The organism is Cupriavidus sp. GW823-FHT06D04, assembly GCF_058795055.1.
Genome location: NZ_JBXAHL010000035.1, coordinates 17,964 through 40,003, shown reverse-complemented (window position 1 = coordinate 40,003; position 22,040 = coordinate 17,964). Strand labels below are relative to the sequence as shown.

Sequence of the window (22,040 nt, the reverse complement as noted above, 5' to 3'; positions counted from 1 at the left end):
GAGCCTGAACGCAGGCTCGCGCTTCCGCAATTGACGTCACGCTGCACGGCGCTGCCGCCACTGCCCACGCCCTGGAAGCCAGGGTCCCGGCCCCCGTAGCATCGCGCCCGCGAAAGTTGTTGCGGCCCGCCGCATCGGCCATGCTCCTGCCGTATCTCTCCCGTGTTGCATTGTCGCGATAGGCAACACCCTGGCGGTGCCGCGCGCCGTGCTGCCAGCGGCCTCCCTCGAACTTGCTGGCGTAGGCAATGGCCCCGCCCACGCCGATGCCCCATGCGATGCCTCCGACGAAGGCATCGCCGGGGTAGTAGGGCGCGTAGGGCGGCCAGTAGTAGTACGGGTAGCCCGCATAGCCCCAGCCGCCGTAGACGATCGCCGGGTCATACACCGGCACAGAGATCACCTGGGGATCCGCCGGCTCGATGCGCACGATGGTCTGCTGCGCGGCTTCGCCGGAGGTTGCTGTTTCCACGGTCACGGTCTGCTGCGGCCCCGACTTGAGGTGACTGGCTTGCTGGGCGCGCACACGCAGGCGTTGCACGGCATTGAACACCTCCTTCTGCTGGGCCAGGAATGCATCCCCCAGTTTCTGGGTCCAGTCCAGCTTGTCGCCCGTTGGCGCAAGGATCTGCGGAAACGCCACTAGCGACTTTACGCTGACGTCCCAGGACTTGTTCTGTACCGCCTTGACTGCGTCGTCACCCTTGAGGTTCGGATGGGCCTTGCTCCAGCGCGCGGCGAGGGCGACTTCCAGCGGGTAGGTGGAGGCCATCTGGACCTGTGACAGCAGCGGATCGGGATAGAGCGCGATCCGGTTACCCCGGCATTTTTGATCAGGATGTCGATGTTGCCGATGTCGCCGATGTCGCCGAGGCGAAGCGGGCGGCCTATGTCATTCGCAGCCTGGGCGTGACGATGGGGGCAAGAACGGATCAAAACCGAAACACCGCTCCGAGCATGGGACCCTTAAAGGTGAGCCGTTGTATCAGCTCGCCTCCCTTCACTTCATAGGTCAGGTAGCGGTAGGATAAGTGGATATCGCCCCACTTTGCCGCATACGCCGCCCCGGCGGACGCTTGCAGCGTGTAGCTGGAAGACCCGATCCCGACGTCGACGTAATACGGCACGTACCACCTGCCATTGCTGCTCAGGTTGAAGCGACCGCGCACACCGAAGATCGCGTCCACGAGGTTTTCCGTTTGCGAGACACTGCCTTGCTGCGCCAGCGTCGCGCCCTGCTGCGTGAACGTTGCGGATAGCGTCCAATGCGCGCTCGCACTCAGGTTCAGATAGCGCAGGCCTCCGAACGGCTCAATATTGCCCCATGGCGCGCGTAACGCCTTGTAGCCTGCGGCAAGCTGGAGCATCCCCCCAGTCATGCTGCTGCCCACATCGGTCGCTACGTCGCGGGGCACGATGATGCGGGCGCCATTGCCCGCCGTCACCGATTTGAGTGTGGTGTCCTGGCGATTGAAGTCGAGGTAGATCGCATCCCCGAAGATCGACCAGTTGCCCTTTCTGGCCTCAGCCTGCAGCATCAGCAGGAACTGTAGGTTCTGGAGATAGCTGTCCGGCCCCGTGCCGATGTCGAGATTGCCGCCGCCGGTCGATGACGATCCGGAAAAGCGAAAGTCTCCACTGACGTTGGGCAGCCAAAGGTATGGCGCAATGGCAAATTGCCAGCTATCGCTATCGGTCGGACCAGGCAGATCGGGTGGTGCAGCCTGCGCCGATCCAGCTGCCGCCGCGAGGAAAAAGGTGATTAGATACCCGGCCGCGCCGGTCGCAAAGCGTTGACACCTGCCTTCGCCTGCGCTGAGCCGACCTGCGGTTTGAGCTGTTTCCATGGCTATGTTCCCCCAATCATCCATTGCGCAATGCATGTGCCGGCGAGAGAATGACAACGCAGAGTTGCGACGATAACCTTTTCGTGCGCTAGTTTTGGGGCTTGCCGGCTCCCAGTGCTGCCCGTTTTTTGTCGCTGACGGCCTTGATCTGTGCAACGAAAGATCGGAGTTGAAAGTATCAAGGCTTTGTACTAGTCGGATGGAAGGGAATTTCCCCTTCGTTGGTTGTGATGCGACTTCGACATGCCATCATGGCACTTCCGAACCAGCTGGCGGCTTGCGCCGCGACCTCGGGACGGGGAAGTCCCCTCCATTCGATGATGCCTTGCCGGCCTCCCCGCGCATTCAGAACCTGTGCCGGACGCCTAAGGCGACGCCGAACATGTTGCTCTGCCCGTTGCCGAGGACATAGCTGTTACCTAGCGACAGGCTGTTGGCATAGAAGGTCGCGAGCGACTCGAGCATCAACCCGGCGTTCTTAGCATAGGCCGTGGTCAGGTAGACATCGGTGCGCTTGGACAGTGAGTAGTCGGCCACGAAGGAGATCTGCCACGGGTTGGCTACACTCGTGTTGCCGTAAAGGTTCTTGAGGTCGTCGTAGTTGTACTCGAGCGTGAGCGCGAGTGCCGGCGTGACCTGGTAGTTGGCCCCGATCCAGTAGAAGTCATCGCGCTGGATCAGGACATCGGCCGCGTTCTTGTTCTGGCCCCAGCGGTAGCCTCCCATGATCTTGGCGGGGCCGAACGCATAGCTGGCGCCTACCACGGCCTTCTTGATGATGCCGGTGCCGGTGCCGATTGTGGGATTCCACTGGTCATAGCCGGCCGTCGCGGCGAACGGGCCGAACGTGTAAGCCAGTGCCCCGCCATAGGCGGTGTCTCGCCGGAACTGCCCCGGGACTTCGCCATTGCCGCCGATCGGGATGGGGAACCCTACCGAGGCGGGCAGGGCCACCCCGGCGCCGAAGGACCAGTGCGCGAGTGCCGTCAGCCCCCCGAACTTCCCGGTGTACTTGATGGTGTTGTCCTCGCGGTAGTTGGGGCCGGACTGCATGACGACCGGCTCATACTGCGTGGCATAGGCGGTTGGAGAGAAGTTGGCCAGGGCCTCGAACATCGAGGTGTACTGCCGACCGAGGCTGACCTGCCCGAAGCGGTCGCTCTGGACGCCCACGAAAGCCTGGCGGCCGAACAGGCGGCCGCTTTGCTGCGACAGGCCGGTATCGAGGCCGAAGCCGCTTTCCAGCACGACGATAGCTTTGATGCCGCTGCCCAGGTCCTCGTTGCCGCGCAGGCCCCAGCGCGAGCCGGAAAGTCCGCCGGAAGTCAGTCGGTAGGCATCGTTGCCCGGTCCCGGGTTGAATCCGTTGGCGGCCGTCGGCACGACGCCCGCGTGGTTGACATATTCCACGTTGGCGTCGATCACGCCGTACAGCGTGACGCTTGACTGCGCAAGGGTTGCCATCGGCCATCCCAGCAGAGTCGCCAGGGCCATCCTTTTCAGTGACATGGTGTTCTCCTCTCTTTCTCTTTATTGCTTTGGGTGGTCCAGCCACAACTTCATTCTTTGCATGCCTGACCTTGCAACATGCTGCCGGGCAGCCTGTTCGAGCTTAGGAGCGAAGCCCGTTTCCCGCCAGCAACCGATGACCGGAAACCGCGGGAAACACGCAGTGGTGTCGGCTATTTAAGACAGTCGACGCCAAGAGCCGGCTGCCACTGCCTTCGAACTTCCCCCATGCGCCTGAACAACTTCGAGCGCGACGACCGACAGCGACTTCACCGGCTGGAGAACCGAATCCGGGAAGAGGGCTGCCGTGCTTGGCTTTTGGGGAACAGAAGACGACCGATGCGTCCCGGAATGCGTGGAACGAGTCGTGCTCACGGAGCTGCTGCGGCCTGCTTCGGAGGCCGTACCCAGGGGGTAAGCTTTGATTTCGGTGCCGGCCGGACGTCTTCTCCGACTGGTTCAGCGTTTTCGACGGGGAACTGCGTCGGCTTGGGATGAAATTCGGGGAGCATACGTGCTTGCCAAGAAGGCACGCCCGAAGACACCGGTCACACTCAATCAGATGATTCGGCTGGTCGCTTCCTTGGATGGATTCCTTGGGCGCAAGAGCGATGGCGAGCCTGGCGCTAAGATGATCTGGATCGGCATGCAGCGAACCATGGACGCCGCGCTCACCATTCAAGCACTGCGGGAAGAGAGAAGCAGATTTTCGACAAGATTCTCGCCCAAGGCAAATCGATGTTGTGAGCATGAGTGTCTGTGCCTCATTGCTTCTGTCTGTCGCGCGGGCGTGGGGGTCGCCAAATCGGGAAGGCTAGACGGTGGCCTACCTCGTCGCTTTGATCAACGTCAAGTCTAGGGTCTAGGTGGGGGCGGCCTTGACGGGGCAACGCGCAGCGGTTGTTGAGGGGCGTGGCTTAAGAAAGCCCTAAGAATTCGGCGGCATCATGGCAATCAAGGAGTTGCCATGATGCTAGCGCCAAGATCCATAGCCTTTCTTCGATCCATCGCCGCTGCGATGGGATTGCTTAGTGCTGCCATCAGCAGGAGTGCGCGGCCTGCCACGTGCCCTACCCACCCGGGATGCTGCCATCTCGTTCCTGGCTGCGTTTGATGAATAGCCTACCGCACCGCTATGGCACGGATGCCTTGCTTGAGGCTGCAACAGTAAAGGGGCTTGCGGGATGGCTCACTGAAAACGCTGGCATCTACAGGGCCGCTCGCGAAATGCCACCAGAAGACCCTATCACCCATACTGGCTGGTTTATCCGAAAGCACGATGAGATCCCTTCATCGATCCGGCTTCGCCCGGTGGTGAAGACTGCGGCCAACTGTACCGCATGCCTCGCGCGCGCTGATCAAGGAGACTTCAATGAGCACTACGTCCGCATCCGCCGTTAATCCCGACACAGCTGGGCAGGGAATCCGCAGGATCCTCGTCTGGGACGCTCCAGTCCGCGTTTTCCACTGGCTCATGGTGCTCAGTTTTGCCGGGGCTTACCTTACCGCTGAGAGTGAGCGCTGGCGGGTAGTGCATGTAACGCTGGGCTACACCATGGCAGGCTTGGTGGTCTTTCGCCTTCTGTGGGGGCTCTTTGGCTCCCGGCATGCCCGCTTCGCAAACTTCGTCCGCGGCCCCAGGCAGGTGAAGGCCTATCTCCGAGGACTGCTGTGCGGGGCGCCCGAGCACTATGCGGGCCATAACCCGGCCGGTGCGCTTGCCATCATAGCGCTGCTGGGGCTAGGGCTCGTCGTCACCGCTTCGGGCTGGTTAACCTATAAATGGTCGGCCACTGGGTCGAAGACATTCACGAAGCGGCAGCCAATTTCATGCTGGGGATTGTCGGCGTTCACGTCGCCGGCGTGTTGATTGCCAGTTGGTTGCATCGCGAAAACCAGGTGGGTGCCATGGTGACGGGGCGCAAGCCCGGTAGGCCGGATGACGGCGTTCGCAGGGCCTGGCGCAGCGTCGCCGTCCTGATGCTCCTGACGGTGCTGACGTTCTGGTGGCTGCAGTGGAACGGCGTTCAGCCCGGCGCTGGCTTCTCCTTCTCCGAGCGCTCCGCGGTCCCGGCGAGGGGCGGCGATCACGATAACGATTAAGCGCTATCCCATGAGAGACTATTAACCATGCGCATCCTGCTTGCCGAAGACGACCCGCTGATAGGAGAAGGCCTAAGAGCCGGGCTGCGGCAGCTCGGCTTTCATGTGGACTGGGTGCGCGACGGCGAAGCCGCAGAGCGCGAGTTGCGCGCTCATCCCTACGCGGCTGCAGTGCTCGATCTCGGTCTGCCGCTCAAAGATGGCATGGATGTCCTGATTGAGGTCCGGCGGGCCGGCAGCGCCGTGCCTGTCCTCGTGCTGACCGCGCGCGACGCAGTGCCGGATCGTATCCGGGGGCTCAATATTGGTGCTGACGACTATGTCATCAAGCCGGTGGATCTGCATGAACTAGCCGCGCGGTTGCGCGCGCTGATACGCCGCGCACACGGACAGCCACAGGAGCGCCTGCGCATAAGAGACGTCGTTCTCGATCCGGCCGCCAGAACCGTGCAGCTAGAGGGCGAGTCTGTCGCGCTGTCCGCTCGCGAGTTCGATCTCCTGCATGTGCTGATGCTACATGCCGACCAGGTACTTTCACGTGAGCAACTCGAGCAGCATTTGTATAGCTGGGGGCGAGAAGTGGAAAGTAATGCAATCGAAGTGCACATTCACAATCTGCGGCGAAAGCTTGGGGCTGCTTTGATCCATACGGTGCGCGGCGTTGGCTACATCCTTCCACGCGATTCCAAAAAATGAATAATGGGCCACCTGCTTCGCTGCAAGGCCGGCTGGTCACGCTGGTCCTCGCCGTGGTGGTAACTGTATGGCTGGCCACTGCGGCGATGACCTGGTTCGACGCTCGGCACGAACTCGACGAATTGCTTGATAGCCACCTGGCTCAGGCCGCTGCGTTACTGGTGGTGCAGCAAACGCATGAGATGCATGAGATAGATAGGGACGGCGAGGGCATCGACGCGCCCAGCCTCCACCGATACGCTCCCAAAGTCGCATTTCAGGTTTTTCACGAAGGGCGTCTCGCGCTTCGATCTGCTAACGCGCCGGCGGTGGCGCTGGTCGAACGAGACAAGGGCTTCAAGACGGGATTTGCGACGGTGCAGATTGCAGGCCTCACGTGGCGCGTTTTCGCTACGCATGGGGGAGAGCGGGACGTACAGGTCTACGTGGGCGAGCAAGCGAGTTCGCGGGCTTCAATTCTCTGGGCTGTGCTGCACAGTACGTTGTGGCCGATGGCCCTGGCGCTGCCATTGCTGGCGCTGGCGGTCTGGTGGGCGGTGTACCAGGGCGTCAAACCGATGCGGCGACTCGGGCGTGCACTTGCGGAACGCCCTGCGCAAGCGCTGCACCCGGTAAGGGTTGAAGGCATCACCTCCGAAATGGTGCCCATGGTGAATGCGCTGAACGGCCTGTTCGAGCGCATTGGTAAGCTGTTGGAGTCGGAACGTCGCTTCACCGCAGACGCTGCGCATGAACTGCGTACACCGATTGCGGCAATCCGCGTGCAAGCGCAGGTAGCGTTGGGCGAGACCGACGATGCTTTGCGAAGAGACGCGCTTCGGCGCACGTTGGACGGTTGCGACCGCGCTACACGACTGGTGGAGCAGTTGCTTACCTTGTCGAGGCTGGAAGCCAACGCAACCCCCACCTTGGCAGAAGTCGACCTGCGGACACTGGTTCAGCAGGTGGTGGCCGAACTGGCACCGAGGGCGATTGGCAAGAATCAGAGTCTAGAGTTCGAAGCCACCGAACCCTGCAGCCTTCCCGGCAACGAGGCGCTGTTGGTCGCCCTGGCTCGTAATCTGGTCGACAACGCGCTGAGATATAGTCCGCCCTTTGCGCGGGTGAGGGTGAGCGTGCTGCAGCACGCCGGGCGAGTTGAGTTGCTTGTTGAAGACAGCGGACCCGGTCTCGCTGAGACCGACTCCCGCAGACTTGGGGAGCGGTTCTTTCGGGTTCCTGGTAGCGGCGAGAGCGGCAGCGGGCTCGGCTGGTCGATCGTACGACGCATTGCGGCAGTTCACCAGTTGGAAATTGAGGTCAATCGGTCGGCGGCATTGGGCGGACTCGCAGTTCACGTCAGTGGCCAGGGCGGTCGCCAAACCGGTTGAGAGTGCTTCTCTGGTCTTTATGCGTTGTGACCAGCATGGAATGAACAGGACGCACCCGGTGTCCGGGGCCAAATCGTAGGGGTGGGCGTCTGCAAGCACATGTCATGGGGTTGATTTGCATCAAGGGCGGGTCCGGCGTCCGATGTAGCTTCAACGATAGCAGTTGGGAATGTTCAAGGCGTTAGTGCGAAGGTGCTGGCCTCTTGTTGGCGCAACTAGCGCGGGAGACGGAATGCAAATCGAAAAAAATACATGGTCACTTAGAGTGGAAATGTATGTCGCCGTGAGGAGCAACGCAGTTACTTCCTGATCTCCCGCTAGCCATTCTGGCAGTACGCGCTCGCGCTCTGGGTCAAGGCGCGTCGAATGTTTTCATCCTGCACTGGAGTCAGGAATGTTTCATCCTAAAAGTCTTGTCGTTGGCACGCTTGTCGCATCGACACTGTTTGCCCATAGCCTCGCGTGCGCGCAAGCCTTGGTCCTGTCCGCCGCCCAGATCCAGTCGCTCGGTGTGCGATTCAGCCCGGTGATCGCAGCAGCCCAGCTCGAAATCGGCGCCAGCGGACGCGTGGTGCTCAAGCCCGATGCGCAGTACGTGGTGGCCGCGCCGTACCCCGGAATGGTCTCGCGCGTGCTGGTGGCAATCGGCCAGCCGGTGCGCGCCGGCCAGCCGCTGGCCACCTTTGCCAGCCCGCAACTGTTCGAAGCCGGACGTGCGCTGACCGAGGCGCGCTCGCAAGCAAACCTGGCACGGCAGGCGCTGGCGCGGGACCGCAGCTTGCATGACGACGGTATTATTTCAGGCAGCCGCTGGCAGGCCACACAAGCGCGCGCCACGGAGGCGGCCGCCACGGTGCGCGCACGCGAGGCCGAAATGGCTGCTACGGGCATCGTATTCTCCGGTGGCTCAGGCGAGCCCCAATTGGTCGCAGGCCGGGCGGGCCTGATCGCAGAGGTGAATGCCATGCCCGGCACGCGCGTGGACGGGGCGGCGCCGTTGTTTCACGTTGTCGATCCGACCGCGCTGGAGTTGGACTTGCTTGTTGGCCGCGACATGCCAGCCCCGACTGGCGGCGAGCGCGTTGAAGTGCGCCAGCGCGGCGCCACCGGCCAGGTGGCCGGCGTAGTGCCGGTTAGCGACGGCACCGCAGCCGTGCGCGTGCGCGCCGTGCTGGACAAGCGCGGCAGCTTGCAGGCTGGCGAAAGCGTCAATGCAATCGTGCACTTGCGCGGAACGCCAGACGCCACTGGCGCAGGCCGCGTGGGGGTACCCCCCACCGCACTGACATACTGGCGCGGCATGCCCGGTGTGTTCGTGGCAACCAAGACGGGCGTACGCTACCAGGCAGTGGTGATCGAGGCCGTGAACGAGGCCGCGGCGACCGTCCGTGGCGCGCTGCCGGCAGGCACACGCGTGGCGGTTGCCGGCGTGGGCGCGCTCAAGGGCATGTTGGCGGGGGCTCAGTGATGCTGGCCGGCCTAGTTGAATTCTCCCTGCGCCAGCGGGCGCTGGTGCTGATCGCTGCCTGCGTGCTGGCGGCGGCCGGGGCGTGGGCTTACACGAAGCTGCCAATCGATGCGTTTCCGGATATCTCACCAACTCAGGTCAAGGTCATCTTGAAGATTCCCGGCATGACGCCGGAGGAAGTCGAGCAACGCGTGTCCACGCCGATCGAGCAAGAGCTGCTCGGCATCCCCCGCAAGACCATCGTGCGCTCTGTGTCCAAGTACGGCATCAGCGACGTGACGGTCGATTTCGAGGAGGGCGTGGATACCTACTGGGCCCGCCAGCAGGTGTCCGAGCGGCTCGCCGGCCTGCTGCGCGACCTGCCGGCCAACGCCGTCGGCGGGATGGCACCCATCACCACGCCGCTGGGCGAGATGTTCATGTTCACGGTCGAGGGCGATGCATTCTCCCTTGCAGAACGCCGACGGGTGCTCGACTGGGTGATCCGCCCGGCGCTGCGCACGGTGCCCGGCGTGGCGGATGTCAACGCACTGGGCGGCGAGGTGCGCAGCTTTGAGGTGATTCCCGACCCCGCACGGCTACGTGCCAGAGCGGTTACGCTGGAGCAATTACGCCAGGCACTCGACACGAACAACCGCAATGACGGTGCCGGGAGGGTGGTGCAGGGCGACGAGAACTGGGTGGTGCGCGTGGAAGGCGGTGTGCGCGGCGTGGAAGACTTGAGGCGGATTGCAGTTGCTTCGTCCTCTGCTTCACCCATTTCAGGCAGCGGCATGCCTGTAGTAACCGTGGGTGATGTGGCCACTGTCAGGCTCGGCGTAGCCACGCGCAACGGCGCGGTCAGCAAGGACGGTCGCGGTGAGGCGGTGCAAGGCCTGGTATTGGGCCTGCGTGGCGCCGATGCCCGCCAGCTAGTCACCGCCGTGCAGGTCCGGCTGGACGCGCTCCGCCCGCAATTGCCCCAGGGCATGTCCACCCATGTGTTCTACAACCGCGGCGAGCTGGTTACGCGTGCCGCCAGCACGGTGGTGCACGCGCTGATCGAAGCCAGCCTGCTGGTGGTTGTGACGCTGTACCTGTTCCTCGGCGGCGTGCGCGCGGCGCTGGTGGTGGCAGCCACATTACCGCTGTCGATGCTGGCCACCTTTCTGCTGATGCGCTACGTGGGCCTGACTGCCAACCTGATGAGCCTCGGCGGCTTGGCGATTGCGCTGGGGATGCTGGTGGACGCGTCGGTGGTAGTGGTGGAGGGCATTGAGTCTGCACTGGCGCGCTCGTACGGGCACAAGAGCGATCCGTCGCTGCGCGGCGCGGTGATCCGCCATGCTGTGGCCGGCGTGGCTGTGCCGATGTTGGCCGGGGTCTCGATCATCGCTATCGTGTTCCTGCCGCTATTGTCGTTAGAGGGCCTGGAGGGCAAGCTCTTCGTGCCGGTGGCACTGACCATCGTGCTGGCACTGGCGTCTTCGGTGCTGATCGCGTTCACCGTGGTGCCAGCGCTGGCATCGCTGCTGCTACGCGCCCATGCCGACGAGGCGCCTTATGTGATGCGCAAGGTCGCCAGCGGATTCGCACGCCTGCAGGACTGGAGCACCGGACACCGTCGCACGGTATTCGCCGCGGCGGGGGTGGCTCTGGTTTTGGCTGTGGCGCTGTATCTGTCAGTGGGCAAGACCTTCATGCCCACCATGGATGAAGGCGACTTGATCGTGCAGTTGCAGAAGGCGCCCTCGGTGTCACTGGGGACCTCGGTGGACCTGGATCTGAGGGTGCAGCAGGCGCTGATGGCAGAGGTGCCGGAGATCCGCTCGATCGTGGCACGCTCCGGCTCGGACGATCTCGGGCTCGACCCGATGGGGCTGAACGAAACCGACACCTTCCTCGTGCTCAAGGGCAAGGACCAGTGGCGCGGCAGCAAGGAGGACATCGCCATTGCCATTCGCCGCGTCATGGAGCGCTTCCCGGGCGTGGTGTACGGCTTCACGCAGCCGATCGAGATGCGTGTCTCGGAAATGTTGACGGGCACACGCGGTGACGTGGCGATCAAGGTGTTCGGCACTGATCTCGGTGCCATCGATACCGCTGCGCAGGCCATCGCCGCACGCGTGCGCAAAGTCCCCGGCGCCGCCGAAGTGATAGCGCCCAGCAACGAGGGCGTGCAGTATCTCACGCTTGCGCTGGACCGCGCCGCTGTCGGCCGCGCCGGGCTTTCCGGCGATGCGCTGCAGGCGTTGCTGCGCGCGCAAGTGGAGGGCGAGCGGATCGGTATCGTGCCGGAGGGCACGGTGCGCACCCCGCTGATCCTGCGGGGCGGCGAGAGCCTGCGTCAGATGCCTGAAACCTTCACCAGCCTGCAAGTGACGGCACCCGATGGCAAAGTGTGGCCATTGACCTCGCTGGCGCAGGTGCAGCGCGTGGAGGGCCCTGTACGGATCAATCATGAGGACGGCGAGCGATTCGCGGTAATCCAGGTCAGCGTGGAAGGGCGCGACCTGACCGGCTTCGTGCAGGAGGGGCAAGCTGCGGTTGCGGGCCTTGCCAGCCTGACCAAGGGCTTGCGTATAGTCTGGGGCGGGCAGTTCGAAAACCAGCAACGTGCGGCCGCGCGTCTCGCGTTGGTGGTGCCGCTGGCGCTGGGTGCCATCTTCCTGCTGCTTATGTTGACCTTCCGCTCGGTCCGCCAGGCGGTGCTGGTGATCGCGAACATTCCCTTCGCCCTGGTGGGAGGTATCGCCGCGCTGCGGCTGGCAGGTGAATACCTCTCAGTGCCGGCCTCGGTCGGCTTTATCGCGTTGCTGGGCATTGCGGTGCTCAATGGTGTGGTGCTGGTCTCGCATTTCAATACCTTGCTGGAGGAAGGGCGACCGGTGGCCGAGGCCGTGCGTACGGGCGTGCGGGATCGCTTGCGGCCAGTCTTGATGACCGCCTGCATCACCGCGCTGGGCATGATCCCGTTGCTGCTGGCAAGCGGTCCGGGCTCGGAGATCCAGCGCCCCTTGGCCATCGTTGTCTCGGGAGGACTGGTTAGCTCGACCGCACTGACCTTGCTGCTGTTGCCGCTTCTGTTCGAGCGATTCGGTGTGGTGCGTTCGCGCCAGGAAAGTCGAGCCCGCATGGAACAAGGGGAGACGCAATGAATAGCGTGAAGAAAAACACGATACGCACGCTTGTCGCGGCTACTGCCATGACCGTAGCGTCCTCGATCGCCGTTATATCTGCAACCGCCGCAATGACTGGCGCCGCGAGGGCGCAGGCTGCCATAACGGAGGAGGCCGGCATCCTGCCCGGCGAAGCCGCCGTGCGCGACGCTGTCAGCCAGTCGCCGGATGTACAGATGGCCGAGGCTCGTCGCGACGCCGTGCTGGCCCGCGCGGCCGGCATCCGTGCCGGCACCGCCGAGGCCGTGGTGCGCGCGACCGGGCAGGGCCGTCAGGTGCGGGAGCCGTCCGAGCGGTATGCCGAAGGACAATTGGCGCTGGAACGGCCGTTGCGGCTATGGGGCAAGGCCGACGCCGATGGCGCGCTGGCGGACGCGACGGCGCAGTCCGGCCAGCTTGCGGTGATGGATGCGCGCCACGAAGTCTCGCGGCAGATTCTGTCGCTGTGGTTCGGAGCGCTGCGCGCGCAGCAGGTACAGCTGGCGGCGCAGGGCAATGACAGGCTTGCCGCCGAACTGGCAACCATCACCGCACGGCGCGTCCAGTTGGGCGACGCGGCGCGCATGGACCATGAACTCCTGCTGGCCGAGCGTGCCCGTACCGCGGCGGCACTGGCCAGCGCGCGGGCGGCGGAAGCGGCAGCGCAAGCGGAGTTGCGGGCGCGCTTTCCGAACCTTGGGATACCCGGTGGCCTGCCTGCCGACGCTCGCCTGCAGCCCTTGCCGGATGACCCTACCGGGACGCTGCGCAATCGCTATGTGGAGGACAGCCATGAATTTCGCCTCGCCCTGTCCGAGGAAACACAAGCGCAGCGGCAGGCCCGGCGCAGCGATCTGGAGCGCAAGCCTGACCCGACAGTGGGCGTGTTCGTTACCATCGAGCGCGGCGGTGCGGAGCGGATCGCGGGCGTGAGCGTCAGCATGCCGCTTGGCTCCGCGCACCGGCGTTCGGTGGCAGTGGCCGCCGCTGCCGACGCGGAGGCGGCAGCCCGCCGCCGCGTGGCGGTGGAGCGTCGGATCGGTGCCGAGTTCGAGGTGCTATACGGTGGCCTGGAGGGCAAGCGGGCCGCCGCCAAGGCGCTGTCCGAGGCGCTTGCACTACAGCGCAGTGCTGCCGAGCGCACGGGGCGCGCCTACAAAGCGGGTGAAACCAGCTTGAGCGAGCTATTGATGATTCGGCGCGCGTTGGCCGACACCATGCTGGCTGAGCGCGCGGTCGTGGTTGATACGCTGGAGGCCGACAGTCGGCTACGACTGGATCTGCATCAACTGTGGGACTTTGATGACTGAAGCGTTGGCCGATGCCGGTTCTAGCAGCCATGCCGGCGGACTAGTGCTGTTCGGCCGAGAGTGCTGCGCCGGCTCCGAGAGCCTTTCCTGATGCGCTGGATATTACATTACGCCCGCCGCGTATGGTGTACAGTCCATTTCGACCGATGGAAGGGCAACTTCGGGTAGGCGGTGGTATGCCATATGCGCGAGATCTCCGGTTTCCTGTTGTCCGGCGAAACTCGCATCCGGCAAATCCTCGGCGGTCGCGCTCGAACGGAATGGTTAAAGCGTGAGGCCGAATAGGGATTCATACCCATGACGTTTTCGCATGTAATGCGGAGGGTGCGATGCAGAATATTGTCCTGGCGACCGACGGAACGGCCTTTAGCGATGCGGCTGCGCAATTCGTGGCGAGTCGGAAGCTGTTCAGGGAGGACGTGTGCGTGCATGTCGTGCACTGTGTGCCCGATGTGTCCGGCGAGGTCAAGTCCTACATCAACAAGCAAGACATCGAGGCCTGGCATGCCGACGAGAACGCCAGGGTCATGAAATCCGTAATTGATATCCTGCAGGGAGCTGGGGTGCAAACGGCCTGGCACGGCTTGGTAGGGTTCGCCCCCGAGCGCATCGTGGCATACGCGCAGTCGGTCGACGCCGAGGCCATCATCATGGGCACGCATGGACGCGGGGCGTTCCTGGACGCCATCATGGGCTCGGTTGCGAGCCGCGTGATCGCGCATGCGCCGTGCCCGGTGGTGCTGATCAAGCCGAAGGCCACGCCAGCGTAGGCGCGGATGAACGCCGTCATCCCGACAGGCAGTGGCAACGGCACCGCGAACGGCCGCGAGCCGCTGTTTCGGCTGCGGAACGTCGGTAAGACCTACGACATGGGCGAGATCCAGGTCCGCGCGCTGGCTGGCATCGACCTCGACCTGTTCGGTGGCGAATTCGTGGTGCTGCTGGGTGCCTCGGGGAGCGGGAAGTCGACGCTGCTGAACATCCTCGGCGGCCTGGACCGGCCCAGTACCGGGACGGTGGTGTACCGCGATCACGACCTTACCGAGGCAGATGACACGGGCCTGACTCGCTACCGGCGTGAGCACATTGGCTTTGTCTTCCAGTTCTATAACCTGATCCCCAGTCTCACCGCGCTGGAAAACGTCGCCCTGGTCACAGAGATCGCCCTGCACCCGTTGGAGCCGCTGCGTGCGCTCGGCATGGTGGGTTTGGTGCAGCGCAAGGATCACTTTCCGGCGCAACTCTCCGGCGGCGAACAACAGCGCGTGGCCATCGCGCGCGCTGTGGCCAAGCGCCCGGACATCCTGCTGTGCGACGAGCCAACCGGCGCGCTCGACTACAGCACGGGAAAGCTGGTGCTTGAGGTGCTGGAACGGGTGAACCGCGAGCTGGGCGCTATTACCGTGGTCATCACGCACAATGCAGCGATCTCGGCGATGGCCGACCGCGTTGTTCATATCAGCAGCGGGAGCATCACCGGCATCGAGCGCCATGCCACGCGCGCCAGCCCCTCGGAGCTGTCATGGTAAGCGTCCGAACGAAAATGCTGGGGCGCGACCTATGGCGGCTGCGCGGGCAGGTGATCGCCGCCGCGCTGGTGGTTGCCTGCGGCATCGCCGTCCTGGTCGGGATGCAAGGCGCCTGGCAGTCACTGGCGATCGCGCAGGAGCGCTACTACGCCAGCCACCGATTTGCTGATGTGTTCGCCAATGTCAAGCGTGCGCCGGGGGGTGTCGCCGACCAGATTCGTGCCCTGTCAGGCGTCAGGGGCGTCGAGACGCGGATCGTGCGCGACGTGACCGGCGATGTGCCAGGCTTCAGCGAGCCCGCCACCCTGCGGCTGGTTTCCTTGCCGGCCACCGGCGTGCCAGTGGCAAACGCGCTCTTCCTGTTGTACGGAAACTATCCGAGCCCCGCCCGGGAGGGCGAGGTCGTGGCCAGCGCCGCATTTGCTGCCGCGAACGGTCTGGAGGTGGGCTCCCGCGTCGCAGCCATCCTTAACGGGCGCGAACGGCAGTTGGAAGTGGTCGGCATCGGAATATCCCCCGAATATGTCTATGAAGTCGGCCCGGGCATGGTGTTCCCGGATAACCGCCGCTTCGGCGTGCTGTGGATGGGTCGGGATGCGATTGCATCAGCGTTCGGCATGGAGGGCGCGTTCAACGATGTGGCGCTAACGCTCGACGTAGGCGCGGATGCGCGCCAGGTCATCGGCCCGCTCGACCGCCTGCTGGCGCGCTACGGCAGCCTCGGGGCCTACGGCAGGGAGGACCAGCTGTCCCATCGGTTCCTGACCGACGAGCTCGCCGAGATCGGCATCACCGCCACGTACGTGCCGGCGATGTTTCTCGCGGTGTCCTCATTCCTCCTGTACGCGCTGCTGAGCCGACTCGTAACCGTCCAGCGCGCCGAGATCGGCTTGCTCAAGGCGTTCGGTTATGCAGATCGCACTGTCGCCCTTCAGTACCTGCGGTTCGGACTTGTCACCGTCGGGGTCGGCATCGCAGCCGGGATACCGGGAGGCTTCTATTTGGCGCAGCTGATGGTGGCTCTGTATCGCCAGTACTTCCACTTTCCGCAACTGCAGGCCGAGCTCAGCCCGCGCGCGCTGGTGCTGGCCGTGCTGGCGAGCACAGCGGCGGCGACGGTTGGGGCCGGCGCCTCGGTGTGGCGCGCGACCAGGTTGCCGCCCGCCGAAGCCATGCGACCAGAGCTGCCCGAGGGTTTCCGCGCGGGCCTGCTGGATCGCATCGGCCTGCTGCGCGCGATGCCGATCCCGTTGCGCCTGATCCTCCGCAACCTTGCCCGGCGGCCGGGCAAGGCCGCGCTTTCGATGATGGGGATCGCCCTGGCCGTCGGGTTGATGGTGGTCGGCAGGTTCGGGCTGGACGGGGTGAACCAGATTCTCGCATTGCAGTTCGGCCGGGCACAGCACGACGACGTGACGCTGATCTTCACCGACCCACAACCCGCCGCCGCCGTCTTCGACGTGGTGCAGCTGCCCGGCATCCTGCGAGCTGAAAGCTTTCGGGTTGCCCCGGTCTGGCTACGCCACGGCCACCGCGCGAAGCGGGTGGAACTCACGGGCCTTGACGCCGATTCGGACCTGCACGAGGTGGTCGGCCATACCATGGGGCGCCAGCAGGTCAGCGCGGATGGAGTGGTCATCTCCGCCAGGCTGGCAGCGGCCTTGCACCTGCAAGTCGGCGACCGGGTCGAGGTGGCGTTGCTGGAGGGCCGGCGCAACGTTTTCACCCTGCCGGTGACAGCGACCGTTGACGACCTGCTAGGCCTTGGCGCCTATGTGGAGCGCCAGGCTTTGTCGCGGCACCTCGGCGAAAGCCCCGCCATCAGTGGCGTCCATCTGCGCATCGACACGCGGATGGCGGAGCCGCTGTACAGGAGGCTGAAGCGCCTGCCGGCGATCAGCTCCGTCATCGTGCGCAGTGCGGTGCTGGAAAGCATCGGCAATACGCTGGATCGTACCTTCGTCATTTCGAGCCTGGTCCTGGCGGGGTTTGCCTCGGTCATCGTCGCCGGCGTGGTCTACAACAATATCCGCATAGCGCTCTCCGAGCGCGGCAACGAGCTGGCGAGCCTGCGAGTCCTGGGCTTCTCGCTGGGCGAAGTCGCAACCATCCTGATTGGCGAACAGGCGCTGCTGACGGCCGCGGCATTACCGTTCGGCATCGCCGTAGGCTATGGCCTTTGCGCACTGCTGGTGCCGGTGTTCGATCGGGATGCCTTCCGGATTCCGCTTGTGCTGGAGCGGACCACGCTCATCTTCGCCATGGTGCCCGCAGCGTGCGCCGCGCTCGTGGCAGGCCTGCTTGCCTTGCGGCGCCTCCAGCACCTTGACTTGGTCGCTGTGCTGAAGACGCGGGAGTAGCACGCCATGCGCCTGTCGGGCGGTACGGCCGCCATCGTCCTCGTCGCCATCGGGCTGATCGCCGAATCCGCCTACCTGCTGATGCCTGCGCCGTTGGTGGTTGACACGGTGCAGGCCGTGCGCGGCCCGCTCGAGGTCACGACCAGCGAGGAGGGCGAGACCCGAAGCAAGGAGCGCTTTGTCGTGACGGCGCCGGTCAGCGGCAGGCTGATGCGCATTGGACTGCGCGAAGGCGACCTGGTCGAGGCCGGACAGGTCCTCGCCGAACTGGCGCCATTGCCGCTGAGTGCGCGGGAGCAGGAGGAGGTGCGGGCCAGGGTGGCCGCCGCGCGGGCAATGCATCGGGAGGCGCTGGAACGGGTCCGACACGCTGCCGAGGACTATGCGCAAGCCCAGCGCGAGCGGCAGCGGATCGACCGCCTGGTGCGCGAGCGCTTCCTGTCGGCGCAAGCGGGCGAGCAGGCCGCCAATCTTGGCATTACCGCGGGCAATGAACTGGCAGCGGCGCAGGCACGGGCCAGCGCAGCACTGGAGGAGGTCCGGGTGGCCGAGGCCGGCATGCTGGCATTGCGCGAGCTCAAGGGCGGGTCCTCGTCCATGGTCGCGGTGACGGCCCCTGTCGCAGGGGCGGTGCTGGAACTGCCCGAACGCAGTGAACGGATCGTGAGCGCAGGCACGCCGTTGCTGACGCTCGGCGATCCGCACGACCTGGAGATCGTGGCGGAACTGCTGTCCACCGAAGCGGTGAAGGTGCAAGCGGGGATGCCCGTGCATATTGACGGCTGGGGCGGCGACTCGCAGGTCCGCGGTATCGTGCGGCGGGTCGAGCCGCATGCCTTCACCAAGATATCGGTCCTCGGCATCGAGGAAAAACGGACCAATGTGATTATTGACGTGATCGAACCGCCTGCGCAGCTGGGAGATGGCTTTCGGGTGATCGCCAGGATCCGCCTATGGCGGGCAGAGAATGCGCTCAAAATCCCGGTCAGTTCGATCTTCCGGTGCGACACGGCGTCATGGTGCGTGTTCTCGGTCGTGAATGGCCGCGCGGCACGGCGCGAAGTGCGAATCGGTCACAGGAATGCGGAGGAGGCCGAATTGCTTGATCCGCTGCCCGAGGGCCTCCAGTTGATCCGCTATCCATCGAACAACCTGGCGGACGGCCAGCGCGTGATCGAACGCAGCATTCCGTAGCCTTCAGTGAATGAGCTTCGGATAGCATGTCAGGGGAACCGGACCTTCTTCGCTTACCCAAATCGTGTCCTCGACCCGTACACCGTAGTCTTCGCGATAGATGCCGCAGTTTCCGACGCCGAGTACCATACCCGCCATCACATGATCGACTTTTTGCTCGCCATGGACAACTGCATGACCGCCCGGGATGGGAGCCTCTTCATGTTCGATCCCGATACCATGGAACACAGGGCGTAGGAACTTGTCCCCATAACCTTCGTGTTCGAGCGAGGCGGCCATCGCACCGTCAATGCCCATCAGATCCGCCCCGGGGACTGCCGCGGCAATTCCACGCTCCTGCGCCATAACGTAGGCTCTCAATGCCTTCGCCGCGTCAGTAGCTATCGGCTCGACAAGAAACGTCCTGCATAAGTCTGCAGTGTATCCGTCCACAATTGGAGCGAGGTGGACCTGAACGACTTCTCCGGGTGCGATGGTTTTCCGGGATGCAGGACCGTGAGCCATCGCCGCTCTCCAGCCGGAGGCGACATACGTTACCGATGCCCATCCCTCGGCGCCAGCCTTTCGCATGGCGAATTCTGCTTCACCGGCGATCTCGATTTCCCGAATCCCCGGCCGCAGCGCACGCGAAACCGTATCCATCCCCGAGTCTGCTACTTTAGCGGCAGCCTTTATGCTTGACATTTCGGCCACGTCCTTCAACATGCGGAGTTGCGAAACAATTGGTGTAGCGGATACAACATGGGCTTTCGGTAGGATGTGGGCAACAAAGACTTCATATAAGGCGGCGTCGAAAAAGTTCTTCTCGATGGCAATCGTTGCTTGTGTAAGGTCGAGTTCCTTTAATACATCGCGGAAGCCGTGGAACATCTCGACTTCGCTCTGGAAAGAGCGAAGCTCGGTTGCGACGGAAGTGCGACGAATGCTGGCCAGATCACAAGCCGGCACGGCAACAACACAATGCAGCGTGCGAGTCAGCAGCGCCAGCGCGCAAGGTCGACCGTCGCCAGTGAAATATGCAAGATTTGCAGGTTTCATCAGCAGCAGCGCGTCGACGTCCTGCTGCTCCATCAAAGCCGCCGCGCGCTGCCAACGGGCCGCGTAATCAAAGACCGGCTTGTCCATGATGTGATCCTCACTTCGGGCATATCCACACGCTTCGGCGCCGGCGACGCTACGCTGAAAGCTTCGCAGACGCTCACTCCGTTCTGCTGCTGCAGCGGGACTGCTGTCGCAAGCGCGCACGGCCGGACGGCAAGGGGCTGGCAGGTCGCCGGTCCAACGGGATCGGTCCGCGCGAGGGCCAAACCTTACGGCTAGACCAATCATCCGCCTGGCGCCATCGTTCTACCCATGCCCGGGCCCATGCCCGGACCCATGCCCGGACCCATGCCCGGACCCATGCCCGGACCCATGCCCGGGCCCATGCCCGGGCCCATGCCTTGGTCGTTGGCCATCGTCTGCATCATTTCCTGCATGAACGCCATGTGACTACCCGCCATGTCTTGGCACATCTGCATTTGATTTGATGGGGCGTTTCCCTTGGCGACTCTTTTGCCAGGAGCCATACGAGCAGGGCCGCCCATCTTCATCATGTCCTTTTGCATGATGGCCATTGCATCTTGCATGACCTGATGGCGTTCAGCCAAGAGGGCCTGGCGCTCTTCCGGCGTCTTGGCCCGCGCAAGCCGCTCTCTGATGGCACGCAGGTGGGCAACCTGGGCGTCCAGCCTTGCATCGCTGGAAACTCCGGGGACTACGACCGGAGGCATATTTTGTTGTTTTTCAGGATGGTGCTGCTCATGCTCCGTGCCGGTAGCCGGTGACGCCGGGAAAGCTGCTGGCGCCCAAGCGAGCACGAAGGCCGCAGTGATAAGGGTGGAGAGGCGATGGTTGGTGGACATGGGAGATCCTCCTAAGAAGACATGACAGTTCCTAGTCCAAGGTATGCGGCGGTCAGGGATTTGAGTTGATTGGGATCAACGAAGCGATGGGTGTACCGGGCGTTCAGTCCCATCGATGTGCTGGTCTGCGCGCCGGAGCAATCTGCGCAGAGCATTTGCTGATGCCCTCATGTTGGCCAGGAACACATCCGGGGCGGAATACCTAGAATTTGACTATGAGGGCGGCAAGTCAGGAGGAACCGTGCAAAGCGCCACTTCGCCCGTCGGCGCCAGCCCTGCGGCGGATTGTTTGTTCCTCTGCCACACCTCTATCCAACGGCACTTCGCTGCCAGTGCTGGCGTGCCTACGCCCGTTGCATGCTTGATTTGGCGCGCTCCGCGACCTCGAACACGAGCATGCCAGCAACCATTGCTGCCACAAAGCCAATAGCCTTCGGATAGCCAGCGCCCAGGGCAACCAGCGCGGGGCCAGGGCAGAAGCCGGCCAGACCCCAGCCGACGCCGAAGGCGGCGCTGCCCAGGACCAGCCGCAGCGTTACGGTCGTGCTGGCCGGCAGTTGCACAGGCAGCCCCAGGAAGGAGCGCTTGCGGTGTTTGGCGATGAGGAAGGCGAGCGAGCCAATGGCAATGGCACCGGCCATCACAAAAGCGAGGGACGGATCCCAGGTTCCTGCAAGGTCAAGAAAGCCCAGCACCTTGGCCGGGTTGGCCATACCGGAGACCATCAGGCCAATGCCAAATAGCAAGCCTGCGAGGAGTGCAGTCATGGCGGTCATATCACCCTCCAATCAGGTGCCGTTGCACGAAAACAGTCAGGAATCCCGCCACCATGAAGGTGAGGGTGGCGACCAGCGAGCGGATGGAGCCGCGCGAGATGCCGCACACACCATGGCCGCTGGTGCAGCCGCTGGCGTAGCGGGTGCCAAGGCCGACCAGGAAGCCGGCGGCCAGGATTTCGCCCCAGCTTGCCTGAATATCCGCAATGGCCGGCTTGCCGAGCAGGCTCGCAATCACAGGAGCGCCAACCAGGCCAGCGAGGAAGGTCAGGCGCCAGGCCATGTCCTTGCGAGGCAGGCTGAGCAGGCCGCCGAAGATGCCACTGATGCCGGCAATGCGGCCGTTGAACAGCAGCAGCACGGCGGCTGCCACACCGATGATGAGCCCGCCGACCAGTGACAGGCCGGGCGTGAAGTTAGCGAGGTCAATCAGCATGTCGCCTCCTGGTTGGCACAGAACTGTTCATAAAGGACCGCCATGACGGCAAGCGCCTGGGGGCTCGCCACCGAATAGAAGATGCTCTTGCCGTCACGGCGCGTCGCCACCAGGCTGTTCTCGCGCAGCACACCGAGCTGTTGAGACAACGTCGGCTGCCGGATGCCGAGCTGTTCCTCCAGCTCACCGACAGACAGCTCGCCTTGGGACAGGCGGCACATCAGCAGCAGGCGATCCGGATTGGCAAGCACCTTGAGCAGGGCGCAGGCCTGCGCCGCTGCAACTTGCATGCTGGCGAGGTCGATGGCGGAGTGGGGTTGGTCCATAGGTCGGTTACATTTTGCTTGTTAATATTATATGAAACAATAGAATGTATGTGAATAGAATGCACTGCATCCAAG

Annotated in this window: 18 protein-coding genes and 4 pseudogenes; 13 read left to right on the top strand and 9 right to left on the bottom strand. The window is 63.8% G+C overall.

The window, feature by feature from the left end; all coding sequences use genetic code 11:
* Positions 1-82: 82 nt before the first annotated feature.
* From AC1Q7H_RS30915 to AC1Q7H_RS30905, 3 genes and pseudogenes are all read right to left on the bottom strand, one after another.
* Positions 83-811: pseudogene (locus tag AC1Q7H_RS30915) on the bottom strand (DUF3300 domain-containing protein); the annotation flags it as partial.
* Between the two features lie 121 nt (positions 812-932).
* Entirely contained in the window at positions 933-1,847 is a 915-nt protein-coding gene (locus tag AC1Q7H_RS30910; protein WP_211982843.1) for a hypothetical protein, read from the bottom strand.
* 345 nt (positions 1,848-2,192) lie between these two features.
* Positions 2,193-3,356: a porin gene (locus tag AC1Q7H_RS30905; RefSeq protein WP_153955599.1), complete on the bottom strand. Its 1,164-nt coding sequence runs from the start codon at positions 3,354-3,356 to the stop codon at positions 2,193-2,195.
* A 418-nt stretch (positions 3,357-3,774) separates the two neighbouring features.
* Between AC1Q7H_RS30905 and AC1Q7H_RS30900 the strand changes: the two are divergent.
* From AC1Q7H_RS30900 to AC1Q7H_RS30860, 9 genes and pseudogenes are all read left to right on the top strand, one after another.
* Positions 3,775-4,053, top strand: a pseudogene (locus AC1Q7H_RS30900) (IS4 family transposase); the annotation flags it as partial.
* A gap of 356 nt (positions 4,054-4,409) precedes the next feature.
* Positions 4,410-4,757: pseudogene (locus AC1Q7H_RS30895) on the top strand (diheme cytochrome c); the annotation flags it as partial.
* The gene (locus AC1Q7H_RS30890; RefSeq protein WP_492382108.1) at positions 4,729-5,226 is read left to right on the top strand and encodes a cytochrome b/b6 domain-containing protein; all 498 of its coding nucleotides are present in this window, start codon (positions 4,729-4,731) and stop codon (positions 5,224-5,226) included. The pseudogene AC1Q7H_RS30895 and the gene AC1Q7H_RS30890, both read left to right, overlap by 29 nt.
* The gene (locus AC1Q7H_RS30885; protein ID WP_492382121.1) at positions 5,139-5,459 is read left to right on the top strand and encodes a hypothetical protein; all 321 of its coding nucleotides are present in this window, start codon (positions 5,139-5,141) and stop codon (positions 5,457-5,459) included. Before AC1Q7H_RS30890 ends, AC1Q7H_RS30885 begins: the two co-directional genes overlap by 88 nt.
* Positions 5,460-5,486: 27 nt before the next feature.
* Positions 5,487-6,155, top strand: a complete 669-nt coding sequence (locus tag AC1Q7H_RS30880; RefSeq protein ID WP_153955596.1) for a winged helix-turn-helix domain-containing protein — start codon at positions 5,487-5,489, stop codon at positions 6,153-6,155.
* Positions 6,152-7,525: an ATP-binding protein gene (locus AC1Q7H_RS30875; protein WP_153955595.1), complete on the top strand. Its 1,374-nt coding sequence runs from the start codon at positions 6,152-6,154 to the stop codon at positions 7,523-7,525. Before AC1Q7H_RS30880 ends, AC1Q7H_RS30875 begins: the two co-directional genes overlap by 4 nt.
* Before the next feature lie 394 nt (positions 7,526-7,919).
* Positions 7,920-8,993 carry an efflux RND transporter periplasmic adaptor subunit gene (locus AC1Q7H_RS30870; RefSeq protein WP_153955594.1) on the top strand — a complete coding sequence of 358 codons (1,074 nt, stop codon included), beginning with the start codon at positions 7,920-7,922 and terminating at the stop codon, positions 8,991-8,993.
* Complete coding sequence (locus AC1Q7H_RS30865) at positions 8,993-12,130, top strand: efflux RND transporter permease subunit (protein ID WP_492382107.1); 3,138 nt, start codon at positions 8,993-8,995, stop codon at positions 12,128-12,130. Before AC1Q7H_RS30870 ends, AC1Q7H_RS30865 begins: the two co-directional genes overlap by 1 nt.
* A gap of 47 nt (positions 12,131-12,177) precedes the next feature.
* Positions 12,178-13,440, top strand: coding sequence for a TolC family protein (locus AC1Q7H_RS30860; protein ID WP_153955616.1), 1,263 nt, complete (start codon positions 12,178-12,180; stop codon positions 13,438-13,440).
* Positions 13,441-13,638: 198 nt separating this feature from the next.
* On the opposite strand, the pseudogene AC1Q7H_RS30855 reads toward AC1Q7H_RS30860, so the two are convergent.
* A pseudogene (locus AC1Q7H_RS30855) lies at positions 13,639-13,698 on the bottom strand (PEP/pyruvate-binding domain-containing protein); the annotation flags it as partial.
* Positions 13,699-13,769: 71 nt separating this feature from the next.
* Between AC1Q7H_RS30855 and AC1Q7H_RS30850 the strand changes: the two are divergent.
* Genes AC1Q7H_RS30850 through AC1Q7H_RS30835 form a run of 4 tightly spaced genes read left to right on the top strand, consistent with a single transcriptional unit; the run spans position 13,770 to position 18,523 of the window.
* Complete coding sequence (locus tag AC1Q7H_RS30850) at positions 13,770-14,210, top strand: universal stress protein (protein WP_492382106.1); 441 nt, start codon at positions 13,770-13,772, stop codon at positions 14,208-14,210.
* Between the two features lie 6 nt (positions 14,211-14,216).
* Complete coding sequence (locus tag AC1Q7H_RS30845; protein ID WP_153955591.1) at positions 14,217-14,969, top strand: ABC transporter ATP-binding protein; 753 nt, start codon at positions 14,217-14,219, stop codon at positions 14,967-14,969.
* A 14-nt stretch (positions 14,970-14,983) separates the two neighbouring features.
* A complete protein-coding gene (locus AC1Q7H_RS30840) occupies positions 14,984-17,329 on the top strand; it encodes an ABC transporter permease (RefSeq protein ID WP_492382105.1) in 2,346 nt (781 codons plus the stop codon).
* Between the two features lie 6 nt (positions 17,330-17,335).
* Entirely contained in the window at positions 17,336-18,523 is a 1,188-nt protein-coding gene (locus tag AC1Q7H_RS30835; protein WP_153955589.1) for an efflux RND transporter periplasmic adaptor subunit, read from the top strand.
* A 3-nt stretch (positions 18,524-18,526) separates the two neighbouring features.
* Here the strand turns inward: AC1Q7H_RS30835 and AC1Q7H_RS30830 are convergent, their stop codons facing one another.
* The 5 genes from AC1Q7H_RS30830 to AC1Q7H_RS30810 all read right to left on the bottom strand — a co-directional run bounded on the left by AC1Q7H_RS30830 (position 18,527) and on the right by AC1Q7H_RS30810 (position 21,965).
* The gene (locus AC1Q7H_RS30830) at positions 18,527-19,648 is read right to left on the bottom strand and encodes a M24 family metallopeptidase (RefSeq protein ID WP_492382104.1); all 1,122 of its coding nucleotides are present in this window, start codon (positions 19,646-19,648) and stop codon (positions 18,527-18,529) included.
* Between the two features lie 200 nt (positions 19,649-19,848).
* Positions 19,849-20,427, bottom strand: a complete 579-nt coding sequence (locus tag AC1Q7H_RS30825) for a hypothetical protein (RefSeq protein WP_492382103.1) — start codon at positions 20,425-20,427, stop codon at positions 19,849-19,851.
* A 344-nt stretch (positions 20,428-20,771) separates the two neighbouring features.
* Positions 20,772-21,203 (bottom strand): DUF6691 family protein, encoded by a 432-nt coding sequence (locus tag AC1Q7H_RS30820; protein ID WP_041229097.1) that lies wholly within the window; start codon positions 21,201-21,203, stop codon positions 20,772-20,774.
* Position 21,204: 1 nt separating this feature from the next.
* A complete protein-coding gene (locus AC1Q7H_RS30815) occupies positions 21,205-21,639 on the bottom strand; it encodes a YeeE/YedE family protein (protein WP_035825887.1) in 435 nt (144 codons plus the stop codon).
* On the bottom strand, positions 21,633-21,965 hold the full coding sequence (locus AC1Q7H_RS30810) for an ArsR/SmtB family transcription factor (protein WP_013959517.1): 333 nt from the start codon (positions 21,963-21,965) through the stop codon (positions 21,633-21,635). The genes AC1Q7H_RS30815 and AC1Q7H_RS30810 overlap by 7 nt, the downstream gene beginning before the upstream one ends.
* Positions 21,966-22,040 lie beyond the last annotated feature (75 nt).